This is a genomic window from Algoriphagus hitonicola, assembly GCF_900113375.1.
Taxonomy (GTDB): domain Bacteria; phylum Bacteroidota; class Bacteroidia; order Cytophagales; family Cyclobacteriaceae; genus Algoriphagus; species Algoriphagus hitonicola.
Window position 1 is genome coordinate 104,385 of sequence record NZ_FOPC01000007.1, and the last position, 12,800, is coordinate 117,184.

The window sequence follows — 12,800 nt, forward strand, 5'->3', positions numbered from 1 at the left end:
TATAAATTAATAACCTGGGTTCTGAGTCAAAGTAGGGTTAGCATTGATTTGCTGCAATGGAATAGGGAACAAAGCTCTGAATGGCTCTGATTGTCCTTTTTCCCACCAAGGCTGAGTCCACTTTCCGAATCGAATCTGATCTGTTCTTCTAGAAGCTTCAGCGAAGAACTCAAATCCTCTTTCGTTGAAAATATCATCCAAAGTTAAAGCTCCTAATGGGTCTAAACCGGCTCTTTCTCTGACCATATTGAATGGCTCAAGCGCTTCAGAAGCATTTCCTTGACGGAAAGCAGCTTCCGCTTTGGTCAAATACATATCGCTCAATCGGATCAACGGATAATCGTTGCTTAGATTGGAGGATGCACCAGAGGCGATTTCATATTTTCCCACACGGACACCTGCTTGTCTTAGCGCGTTTGGCGCTAACTGATTAATCTCTGGAGTGAAGGTTAATGGCTCACCGTCCGGATCATTGTCCTCAGCAGAAATGTCGTTGAGGCGTGTGCCGTCAGCAGCAAACTGAGGTCCCTCTAGGAAGGAGTTCTTTCTGACATCGTCATCATCGAATGAATTGTAAAACTCTTCAAGGGATGCGTAGCCATTCCAAGGCTGCTCTTGCAAGTCATAAGTAGCCTGATTAGAATAGTGAAGCGTCATCTGTGCGATGTTGAATCCTCCAGCATTATTCTCGTCATAAGGCAGCGTCAGGATATTTTCAGTCGATCCACCATTTCTAGTCGCAAAGTTTGCAAAGTAGTTTTGAGAAAGAGAATAAAGACCACTATTGATCACGACGTCCGCAGCAGCTTCCGCGTCAGCCCATCTCGGAGTTCCCGTATAGACTTCCGCGTTTAGATAAAGCTTTGCCAAAACTGCATGTGCAGAATAGTAATTCAAGGTGGTTTTGGTATCTTCTTTTGGAAGTAAATCAACATTTTCTAAAATTGAAGCTTCGATAAAATCGAATACCTCTTGTCTGGTATTGTTGGTTGGGTTTCCTTCCAAATCATCTTCTGTGATGATCGGAACATTTCCAAAGCTGTCGATCAGCCAAGAATAAACCAAAGCTCTCAACACGCGTAATTCTGCGGTAAGTAGTTCTACATCTCTATAGGCTACAATCAAGTTGTTGATCTCACCGATTGCCGTGTAGCAATAAGCCCAAGAGTTATTGAAAGCTTCATCAGATGGTTGCCAGGTGTGCCTGTGCATTCTTAACCATAGTCCGCCATCTTCCCAGTCAGCTCCTTTTTGAGGAATAGCCATCTCATCGGAAGAGATTTCGTAAATGGACCAAATACTGTTATGAGACCCCCAGCTCCCGACGATTCGGGAGTAGGCAGAGGCTTTCAAGACATCAATCAATACCGGATTGTTGCTATTATTTACCTCTTCCTGCGTAATCCCATCCAGCACCTCTTGATCCAACTCCCAGCATGATCCCAGCATCAATGTCGCAGGGATCAAAAGAAAGGTTTTTCTAAATGATTTAAACATATCTCTGTATTTTGATTGATTATTTGAAGTTTAAAGAAAGTCCCAATGTAAATGAGCGAGTTTGGAAATACGTATTTCTTCGCTCAATACCTGGAGAAAGTGAAGTGGTGAATCCATCTCCATTTTCCAAATCTGTTACTCTTGCTTCCGGATCAATTCCTGAATAGTTGGTAATGGTAAACAGGTTTTGTCCAGCGAAGTACACCCTTAAAGAACCCAAATTTGGAGAATTGGTTTTGAAGTTATAACCAATTTCCATGTTGTCCAGACGGACAAAGCTTGCATCTTCTACATACGAACTGTTGAATGTAGGAGTTGAAGTAATAAACGGATCGGTAGGAGTTTTGTCAGTGACTACAGAATTCCAAGTAATTGAAGCACCGTCTGCGTTTTCGTAGAATCCTCGGTAAGAGTTATACAAATCATGTCCCCAAACTCCTCTCAAGAAGAAATTCAAGGTGAATTGTCTCCAAGCAAAGTTGTTGGCAAATCCAAATTCTCCTTTTGGAAGACCGTTGCCCAATCGCTCGAATTCATCCGGATTGGTCGTAGAAAGGATGTATTCACCGGATTCTGAGATGCCTTCCAATCTTGGACCATAGATGTCACCCAACGTCTGACCTACTCGGTTGTAGATAATTGGGTTGTTGTTTTGTCCAGGAGAGCCTGGAGTTGCAAAACGTAATTCATCAAAACCAAGACCTGATGCTGATAAGCTATTGATCTGAGTTTTCTGGTAGATAGTGAAGTTACCACTAGGAGTCCAAATCACCTCTCCGAGGTTAAGGCCGTTGACAGCAACTGAGAATTCAAAACCTGCATTGCTCAAATCTGCCAAGTTTACCCAAGTACTTCCTACCGTATTGAATCGTCCTGGATCAAAGATGTTTGGTCCACCGCCCACAGGTACGTTGAATAGTAGGTCAGAAATATTTCGGGTATAGTAGTCCATGCTACCCGTTACCTTATTATCCCAAATCCCGAAGTCAATACCCACGTTAAATTCTTCTTTGGTTTCCCACTTTAGGAATCGGTTAGGGTTTGAATTTTGGACGATACCCACATATACGTCATCGGTAGAAAGCGGATCTCCATCCAAATCAATTCGGTTACCATTTCCGAAGACACCTAAAGCAAGGGTAGGAGAAGGAGGAAGATTACCCGTTACACCGAATGAAACTCTTGGCTTGAATTGGGAAAATAAGCCCATATCAAACAGCTGAGTAAAGTCAGATCCTATAGAGAATGCAGGGAACACACCAGTTTGATTTTCCGGTCCAAAACCAGAATACGTTTCTGCCCTTACAGATGCTGAGACAAACAGGTAATTATTGTAATTGAAGTTTGCTCTTCCGAAAACGGAATTCAACTGATCCTGATTGGCATAGGAGTACATGTTGGTAAAGTTACCCACTCGGATCGCTCCAGCTCCCAAATTGTCCCAGCCCGTGTCGAAAAGGAACTGTCTGGATCTAGCGCCAAATCCTTGGTTTTTGGTAGTTTGAGTACCCACACCACCCAACAATGCTAAATTCAAGCCATCTGTGATATCTACTTCATATCGAAGGGTAGATTCAAAGATTTGCTGTCTTCTGTCATTGGTGATTCGCTCCGCCGAACCTCTGGATCCAAGTCCAACTTGAAAATCCTGTCTTGACCAGAAACCACCGATCAAATCATTACTTCTGTCTTCAGAATACTGAGCCGAAACCGTCAAATTCGGTAAAATATCATATTCCGCACGATAAGAGGTCAAAGCAGTTTTTCTTTCATTTCTGAATTTCTGCTGATTGATCATTGCGACCGGGTTGAAGAAGTCAAATAGGTCTCTCTGGAAATATCCTCCAAATCGTTCATTTGCATCCTCAGTATCCTCAAAAATTGGCGCAGTTGGATTGTAAATGGTAGCATATCTGAATGCCGCATCATTGATGGAATTCGATTCGATAGTACTGAAGGATAAATTCACATTCATTCTCAGCTTATTATCAAAAGCAGCTTGAGAAAGGTTGATTCGAGTATTTATCCGGTCATTTGATGAGCCCTGAACGATACCATTGTTACTTCTATAGTTTACAGCAGCCAAATAATTGGTGTTGTTAAATCCACCAGAAACACTGGCATTGGTCGTGTAGGAATAAGCGTCCCGAATCAGTTCTTGTCTCCAATCGGTTTCACTGCCAAAGTCTGTGCCTCCTCTTGCTACAAATTCTTCTGCAGAAAGGATAGGAATTAGATTGGCAGCTTTGTCCAAAGTACCAAATGAGTTGATGTTGACTTCCGCTCTTCCTTCTTTGCTTCCTTTTTTGGTCGTGGTGATCAAGATAACACCGGATGAACCTCTAGCACCGTAGATCGCTGCTGCCGAACCGTCTTTCAATACATCGATGGACTGAATGTCATTGGGATCGACGTTTTCAAGCGATGCTCCAATTACTCCATCCAATACAATCAATGGAGAAGAGTTGGCTCCGAACGTGGAAAGACCACGAAGACGAATATTGAATCCGGCATTTGGGTTACCACCAGGTCGGGTGATGGATAGACCGGCTACTTTACCTTGTAGCAATTGAGCCGGATTAGAGACATTACCTCGGTTGAAATCCTCCGGAGAAACACCCACTACTGCGGAGGTGATTTCTTTCTTGTCTTGAGAACCGTAACCGATGACTACCGCCTCTTCCAAACTTTGGATATCTTCTTCGAGGTTGATAGTAAATGTACTTTGGCTACCAATCTCAATTTCTTGAGTCAGATAACCAACGAACGACACCACGAGAATTTCATCTCCTGGTCTTACTTCCAAGGTGAACTTTCCGTCTAGATCAGTAGGAACGCCTCGCGTGGTCCCCTTGATCAAAACTGTGGCACCTGGAACAGGGTCTCCAAAGGAAGCATCCAGGACAGTACCCGTGATGGTTCTACTTTGGGCATTGGCTACTAACGTGGCTCCAAAAAGGAGCATGATCGCCAGCGTCAATGTCTTTGCTTTTTGTAAATAATTTCTCATAGGGTTTTTTGTTTTTGAAAAAGCGAAATAGGTATGAGTACTTAATTTCAAACCTAATGTGACGCATTAATTTTAATTTTGCAATTGTTAACAATTGGCTTTAGTGATTGTTGAAAAAGAGACAATTAACAGAATAATGTATATTTTAATGAATTCTCAGTGAATTGTTAATTTAAGTATTAAGACACTAATGGAAATCGATTTCCATTTACGGATAATTAAAAAAAATCATATTTATTAATTATTCGAAAATTCACCCATTTTTCGAAATGTTCGTTTTTAGGCTGATTTCCACATTTTTAAAAAATTTAAGGAAGTTCTTTTGTTTTGATGAAATATTTTTAAATAAAAACTGATTATCCGTAATTATACCAGTAGCCATATTTTCTTTGCTTAAGCGGCTGGAAGACCGATGACCGATGACCGAAGTTTGCTTAAATTGAACTTCAACCCTCATTTTGGTCCGTGCACAATTCTTACTGGTAAGAAAGCAGATATACATAAAAGAAAAAATTGAAATTCAGCTTTTATTTCGGTGGCTAGCAAACCTTTTGCCTTCTTAAAGCATCTTAAATCTGAGTACCCCGTTTTGGGATTTGGGTCAAATCGTTAATCTTCGGAAAAATTCAATTGTTATGATCTCCTTTTTAAAATTTGTTTTGGTTTTTGGCCTGCTCTTTTTGTCCAGTCCTGTTACTTTTTCACAAGGGATCAAAGGGAAAATAACCGACGATCAAGACAATCCTTTGGGCTTTGCCTCTGTCTATGTCCGGAATATTAGTGAAGGTGTTCCTTCCAATGAAGAGGGGGATTTTGAACTCAAGCTTCCTCCCGGAGTCTATGATGTATTATTTCAGTACTTGGGATACAAATCTGTCATCGAGACAGTCACGGTAGCCGAGGATTGGGTATCGCTCAATGTAAAGCTGATTCCCCAAGATTACACTTTAGCGGAGGTGGAGGTTAGAGCGGGTCAAGAGGATCCTGCTCTTACTATTATGCGCAAAGCCATCACCAAAGCCAAGTATCATCGACGACAACTTGATGCCTACTCAATGATGGTCTATCTCAAAGGAACCGGACAACTGACTGATGCCCCGTTTTTCCTGAAAAAAACACTGGAAAAAGAAGGGCTTAACCTGAATGAAGCCTACACTTCGGAGTCTGTTTCGAAAATCACTTTTACTCAACCCGACAAGGTAGAGGAGGAGGTAATTTCGATCCGAACCAACGGGGACAATCAGTCCACCTCACCGGCACCTTATATTCAGACAAGTTTTTACCAAGATAAAATTAATGAAATCGTGTCTCCACTTTCTCGGATGGCTTTTCAATACTATAAATTCCGATATGAAGGCAGCTTTTTTGATCAGGAGGTATTGGTATCAAAAATCCGAGTCACTCCCCGCTCTAGAGGAGAACAGGTATTTGAAGGCCACATCTACATTATTGAGGATTTGTGGGCAATTCATAGTTTGGATTTGAAAACTTCTTATTTAGGCTTTCAAATTGAGGCCAAGCAACAGTATGCTCAAGTGGCCGAAAACGTTTGGATGCCCTTTACCCATACCTATCGCTTTGGAGGCAAGTTTTTTGGATTTGAGGGAGAGTTCAACTATCTGGCCTCCACCAATGATTATGAAATCACCCTAAATCCTGACCTTATCCAAACGCCAGATATTATTGATGAAAAAGTGGAGGACGTTCCTGAATCAACGGTAAGCCTTCCTGAAGGTCTTTCTACCTTGGAAAAGCTCACGACCGAGGAGCCCAAAACCCGGAAGGAATACCGCAAGCTGATCAATGCCTATGAAAAGGAGCTTTTGGAAGAAAAGCAGGAGGAGGCCGTAGTCACGGAGCGCTATTACAAGGTAGATTCTATGGCCAAAAAGCGGGATTTGAGTTATTGGGACAGCATTCGGCCTATTCCACTTACAGATACTGAAATCCAGGGCTATCAGCGCGATGATAGCTTGGCCACCGTGGAGGCTGCTAAAATGAGTGAGGTGGACTCGGTGGCCAAAAAAGCCCGAAGAAAATACCGTCCCCTGGATTTTTTGAATGGTGCCAGCTATAGTTTTGGGAAAGGGAAAAGTTTGGGATTTGACCAAAACTGGACTAAAATTTCTTTCAACACCGTAGAGGGATGGAAAGTGGGAATGAAGCTTTTCTATCGAAAATTTTCAAATCAAGCCCAAACCGACAGCACCGAAAGATTCAGCAGGAGTTTCAATATCGAACCGGAACTTCGCTATGGATTTGCCAGTAAGCGCTTTTATGGAAAAACGAATTTCAGATGGTCAACTACGGAGGCCATTTCCGGTAAAACCTGGGGAATAGAAGGCGGTCGCTTTATCGAGCAATTTAACGGGGGTGAGCCGATCAATGAACAAGTCAATGCGCTTTATTCCCTGCTATTTCGACAAAATTACATGAAACTCTATGAGCAGGATTTTGCCAAAATCTACTGGTACCATCGGGTGAATTATGGTCTGACCTATCGGATGAATTTCACGCTGGCTGAGCGGCGTTCCCTTCAAAATAACTCGGACCTCAGCTGGTACAATAAACCCGAGCGAAGCTATACCTCCAATCAGCCCGATAATGTGGAAGCGGGTCAGGAAGCTTTTGCAAATCATCGACTAGCCAAACTCAATCTCTCTTTAGAATGGAGACCGGGTATTCGCTATGGAATCCGGAATGGTCGAAAGTATCCCATTACGGATCGTTCCCCTTTAATCAGAGCAACTTTTAATAAGGCCATTCCTACTCTTTTCCAAAGCGATGAAGCGGCTGATTTTGATCAGGTGGAACTCGGAATCGAGCATGACTTTAAATTTGGAGTAAGTGGCAAATTTGATTTCAATATTACTGCGGGTACCTTCCTCAATCAGGACCGGGTGTATTTTCAGGATTTTGCCCACTTTGGCGGCAATCGGACGATCTTTTCCAATTTTGGTCCAGCTTCCAACTTCCGTTTTATGGATTATTACCGATACAGTACGAGTTCGACCTATTTGACTGGAATTTTCCACTATCAATTTCGAAAATTCCTCCTGACTCAATTGCCGATGTTGCGGTTTTCGGGATTGCGGGAAAATATTTTCCTCAATTACCTCAAAACCGAAAACTCGCCTCATTATGTGGAGTTGGGCTATTCCATAGATAATCTGTTCCGGATATTCCGGGTGGAATTTGGGGCAGGTTTCGAAAATGGAAAGTACCTGAGAGGCAGAGCCCGCTTTGGAGTGGCGACCTTTATTCAGATTCAGTAATTCATTCCTATTTCAATGCCATGGCTAAGCCTTGGTTTCTTTAGGTTTTCTTCGGCGTTCATTCGGATATTCTTCGGGTTTCCTTCGACTCGGACTGAGATAAACTCGATGAAAATGCGGAGATGGTACGGACCACCTGAGGGTTAAATTGGGCAGATGGAAGAAGTCAGCTTCATAAAATTAGCTAAATATGTGAAGTTGAGTTCATGAATTTAGCTAAATTCTGGAAGTTGGGAGTATGAGACTCTTCAAAAAACTATATCAGTTTATAGGGTTTCTAGCTTTCAAAATCAAAAAAGCCACTCTCTTTCGGAAAGTGGCTTTTGAAAGGTATTTTACCCTCCTTAGACTTTCATAATATCCGCTTCTTTTTTGGCTAGAAGCTCGTCGATTTTGGTTGAGTACTGATCGGTGAGTTTTTGGACTTTGTCTTCGGCGCGTTTGATGTCATCCTCGGAAACTCCATCATTTTTGAGTTTTTTCAATGCATCATTGGTGTCCTTACGGATCGTACGAATGGAAATTTTTCCGTTTTCTGTTTCGTTTTTCGCATTTTTGACCAAGTTAATCCGACGCTCCTCTGTCAAAGTCGGGATGGTCAGGATGATCATTTCTCCGTTGTTTTGCGGAGCTAGCCCCAGATCCGAATTGATGATGGCTTTTTCGATTTCTCCGATCAGATTTTTCTCAAATGGGCGAATCGCCAAGGTACGTGCATCCGGGGTGGTTACTGATGATACTTGATTGAGCGGAGTGGGGGAACCATAGTACATGACTAGGATCCCGTCTAGCATATTAGGCATAGCCTTGCCTGCCCTGATTTTCAACAGCTCAGCTGCGGTATGATCCACGGCTTTTTGCATCATTTCTTTAGCCTCTTCTAGGTATAATTCGATCTCTTCCATGATTATTTTATAGTGAGGTGATGAGTGTTCCGATTTGTTCTCCTTCGACTAGTTTGCTTAAGTTGCCAGCTTTGTTCATATCAAAAACGATAATGGGCAAATTGTTTTCCTGGCAAAGCGTAAAAGCAGTCATGTCCATCACGTTGAGGTTTTTTTCATAGACCTCATGAAAGGAAATGGTTTGATATTTTGTCGCGGTTTTATCTTTTTCGGGATCTGCGGTGTAAACCCCATCTACCCGCGTTCCTTTCAAGACCACATCCGCTTCGATTTCGATTGCTCTCAAACTCGCCGTGGAGTCGGTGGTAAAATAGGGATTTCCGATTCCTGCTCCAAAAATAACGATTCGTCCTTTTTCCAAGTGCCGGATCGCTCTTCTTCGGATAAAGGGTTCGCAGACCGATTCGATTTTGATCCCGGACATCAGGCGGGTAAACATTCCGGCTTGTTCGAGGGCACTTTGTAAAGCCATGGCATTGATTAGCGTGGCGAGCATGCCCATGTAATCCCCTTGCACTCGATCGATTCCTGATTTTTCGGCCTGCACTCCTCTAAAAATATTACCTCCTCCGATCACAATGGCGATTTCCACCCCCATTTCTTTTACTTTCTTGATTTCTTGGGTGTATTGCTGTAGTCTGTTGGGATCTATTCCATAGCTTTTGTCGCCCATCAGCGCTTCCCCACTGAGTTTGAGGAGGATTCTATTGTATTTCATAGGTGTCGTTTTTTTTCAAAAGAGTGCAATGCCTGGTTTTTCAAAAATAACCGGACAAATATAATTTGTTCCTTTCAGAATGCTAGTCAAAATTTCAATTTGCCCAAAAGGGTACGATTCAATTCCTGCGCCAAAATTAAAAGGTGATCATGACTTGATTTTTTTCCACGCTTTGTTTGAGCGAGACTTTTACTTCTTTGACGACCCCATCCCCAGGAGCTTTGATGATGTTTTCCATCTTCATGGCTTCCAATATCAAGACTACATCACCTTTTTTAACCTCGTCTCCAGGAGCCACTTTCAGATCCAGAATCAAACCTGGCATGGGAGCTTTGATGTCCTGAATATTGCTTTGATTGAGATCAGTCATTCCCAACTCCTCCAATAAAAGATCAAATCTATCCTTTAATTGAACATCCACGATCTTGTTTGCCAACTTGATCTGAAGGGATTTTTCCACGCGGTTTAGACTGACCAACTCCGCCTCCATGGAGTTTCCGTTTTTGATCAGGTGGATTTTACGATCGGAAATCCATCGGATATCCCAATCTAGGATTTGATCGTTTACTTTGAGACGTTTGTCGGATTTTTCGACCGAAAACGTCTTTTGGTTGAGGATTACTGAAAACATTCCTGCTAATTTGAGTCGCTATAGTTGTCAAGCTCATAGACATGAGCCTATTTCTACTCCAAATATCAAATAAATGATTACGAAGCCAAAGAATATTTTGCAATTCACGATTAGAATTTTGGGAATTGCCTTGATTTTTTTTCAGATAGCCTGCAAGTCCACCCAGCCGACTCCCTCGACACCTTCCATTCCTCAGGAACCTGTAGAAGTGGTGGAAGAGGAGGTCAATGAGGACTCGATCCGATTAACTCAAAATAAGGAGTATGCTCTAAATTCCTATCGGGCAGCTGCTCCCCGAATCATGGATTTGGTCCACATGGATTTAGCTGTCGGTTTTGATTTCGATGAGCAGGTGGTTATTGGAGATGCGATCTTGACTTTGACTCCATATGCCCGACCGCAGACTACGATGACGTTGGATGCCCAGGATTTTGAATGGGGCAAGGTAAACTTGGTAGAATCTGATGAAGAAACTTCTCTTGGCTACCGCTATGATGATAGGGAGTTGCTGGTGTATTTTCCGGATACCGTGGCGGTAGGTGATACGGTTCAGCTTCGATTGGCCTATCAGGCATTTCCTGAGCGAAATGCCCGAGAAGGAAGTGCCGCGATCACAGATACCAAAGGATTGTACTTCATCGATCCGCTGGACACGATAGATTCTAAACCCACCATGATTTGGACGCAGGGGGAAACTTCCCATAACTCCAAGTGGTTTCCGACGATAGACGAACCGAATGAGCGGTTTACCCACCAGATCAAAGTAAGTGTGCCAGACACGATGGTCTCTGTAAGCAATGGGAAATTGATCAATCAGGAAAAAGCGGATAATGGCCTTCGAGTCGATACTTGGCTGATGGATCTGCCTCATGCACCGTACTTGGTTGCCTTGGCGATTGGCGATTTTGAAAAAGTCTCAGACAGCTATGAGGAGATTCCTCTTGGGTATTATGTAGAGAGAGGCTATGGCGCGGGAGCCAAGAAAGTATTTCAGCATACCCCGGAAATGATTGAATACTTTGAGGATTTACTGGGGGTAGAATATCCCTGGCAAAAATACGATCAAATTGTGGTCAGGGACTTTGTTTCCGGTGCGATGGAAAATACTACCGCGTCGATATTTATGGAGGAACTTCGGCTGGATGAGCGGGAGGCGATTGATTCGGAGTGGGATTATATTATTGCTCATGAGCTGTTTCATCAGTGGTTTGGAGATTATGTGACGACAGAATCTTGGTCCAATTTAACCCTAAATGAAGCTTTTGCCAATTACAGTGAATTTCTCTGGCATGAATACAAATATGGCGAGGATGAAGCGAAGCTGAAGTTGATGACCGAGCTTGAAAACTATCTATTGGAGTCGGATAGTAAGCAGGTCGATTTGATCCGCTTTCAGTATGCCTCTGCAGAAGATATGTTTGATTCCCACAGTTATTCCAAGGGCGGCTGGGTCCTGCATCAGTTAAGAAAGTACCTTGGAGATCGATTATTCTTTGAGGGGCTCAAGCATTATTTAAATGAAAATGCACTGAATAGCGTGGAAGTACATGATCTCCGACTGGCTTTCGAGGAGGTCAGTGGGGAAGATTTAAATTGGTTTTTCAATCAATGGTTTTTGGACAAAGGACATCCTCAGCTGGCTTTTGAAGTCGATTACTCCGTGCCGGAAAATCTCTTGATTACAGTAAGACAAAAACAAAACTTGGAGAATACTCCGCTCTATCGGATCCCTTTCAAAGTGAGCTGGTATGCGGAGGGCAAAAGACAAGAAAAGACATTTATTTTAGAGCGGGCTTTTCAGCAGTTTGCTTTAGAAAATAAGCAAGTAGTCGATCAAGTATATATCGATGAGCAAAAAGACCTCTTGGCCGTTCGTCAGCAAGAATTAAGTCCGGAGTTCATGGTTCGTCAGTTCAAGGAGTCCGAATTTGGAGTAGCCCGATACGAAGCATTGGATAGTTTGTCAGCTTGGGAAGCAGAAGACCAACTTAAGGAGTTGATCGCTCAGGCCTTGGAGGATGAGTTTTGGGCAGTGAGAGAATCTGCATTGAGAGTAGTTCAAAATTACACGGAGTGGTTGGGAATGGATCCGGAATTAGAAGAGCAGGTGTACCTACTTGCCGAAGAAGACTCGAGAAATTCAGTGAGAGCGGGAGCCATTGATGTGCTTTCTGCATTTGATGCGGATAAATATTACCAGGCTTTCCGAAGGTTTGCCAATGATTCTTCCTATTTGATCGTCAGTTCGGCTTTGATGGCAATCAATCAAACTGAAACGACGTCGATTGATGTCGAATTTATAGAAGGTTTTGCCCAATCGAGCAATTACCGCGTGGCTGTACCGTTGGCAGAATATTATTTGACTAAGGAATTGAAAGGAAAAGGAAACTGGTTTCGACAGAAGACTGAGGAGCTTAGTGGGGAGGGATTATATTATTTCTTAGGATATTTTAGTGAATATTTCGTGCGAAATCCAGAGGAAGGAAAAAATGAAGCGGTTGAATATTTATTTTCTGAATTGGAGAATAGCGGACAGGTTTATGTAAGACTGGGTGCCTTTCAGGGGCTCTTAGGTTTTGCAGATGAAGCGGGAGTAGCGGAGCGATTAAGGAAGGCTGTGGCAGGAGAAAGCAATCAAGAGATCAAAAATTACATGGAATATTTTCTTCAGGCACTTTCTGATGAAAATTAATAGGCTGATTTAGAAAGGATTGAAGTGATTAGATGAAAAATCTTCTTAAAAATAAAATCCTTGTTTTGAAAC

At 42.6% G+C, this 12,800-nt stretch carries 7 protein-coding genes; 2 read left to right on the forward strand and 5 right to left on the reverse strand.

What is annotated here, in order from left to right; all coding sequences use genetic code 11:
- Nucleotides 1-6: 6 nt before the first annotated feature.
- Together BM043_RS10925 and BM043_RS10930 are read right to left on the reverse strand one after the other, a co-directional pair.
- The gene (locus tag BM043_RS10925) at nt 7-1,497 is read right to left on the reverse strand and encodes a RagB/SusD family nutrient uptake outer membrane protein (RefSeq protein WP_092791583.1); all 1,491 of its coding nucleotides are present in this window, start codon (nt 1,495-1,497) and stop codon (nt 7-9) included.
- A 19-nt stretch (nt 1,498-1,516) separates the two neighbouring features.
- Nucleotides 1,517-4,507, reverse strand: coding sequence for a SusC/RagA family TonB-linked outer membrane protein (locus BM043_RS10930; protein ID WP_092791584.1), 2,991 nt, complete (start codon nt 4,505-4,507; stop codon nt 1,517-1,519).
- Nucleotides 4,508-5,142: 635 nt separating this feature from the next.
- Between BM043_RS10930 and BM043_RS10940 the strand changes: the two genes are divergently transcribed.
- Nucleotides 5,143-7,782 (forward strand): DUF5686 and carboxypeptidase regulatory-like domain-containing protein, encoded by a 2,640-nt coding sequence (locus BM043_RS10940; protein WP_092791587.1) that lies wholly within the window; start codon nt 5,143-5,145, stop codon nt 7,780-7,782.
- Between the two features lie 344 nt (nt 7,783-8,126).
- Here BM043_RS10940 and frr read toward each other — a convergent pair whose 3' ends face one another.
- The 3 genes from frr to BM043_RS10955 all read right to left on the reverse strand — a co-directional run bounded on the left by frr (nt 8,127) and on the right by BM043_RS10955 (nt 10,036).
- A complete protein-coding gene (gene frr / locus BM043_RS10945; protein ID WP_092791589.1) occupies nt 8,127-8,687 on the reverse strand; it encodes a ribosome recycling factor in 561 nt (186 codons plus the stop codon).
- A 7-nt stretch (nt 8,688-8,694) separates the two neighbouring features.
- Entirely contained in the window at nt 8,695-9,405 is a 711-nt protein-coding gene (gene pyrH, locus BM043_RS10950; protein WP_092791591.1) for a UMP kinase, read from the reverse strand.
- Nucleotides 9,406-9,541: 136 nt separating this feature from the next.
- Nucleotides 9,542-10,036, reverse strand: a complete 495-nt coding sequence (locus BM043_RS10955) for an acyl-CoA carboxylase biotin carboxyl carrier protein subunit (RefSeq protein ID WP_092791593.1) — start codon at nt 10,034-10,036, stop codon at nt 9,542-9,544.
- A 73-nt stretch (nt 10,037-10,109) separates the two neighbouring features.
- Between BM043_RS10955 and BM043_RS10960 the strand changes: the two genes are divergently transcribed.
- Nucleotides 10,110-12,728 (forward strand): M1 family metallopeptidase, encoded by a 2,619-nt coding sequence (locus BM043_RS10960; protein WP_092791594.1) that lies wholly within the window; start codon nt 10,110-10,112, stop codon nt 12,726-12,728.
- Nucleotides 12,729-12,800 lie beyond the last annotated feature (72 nt).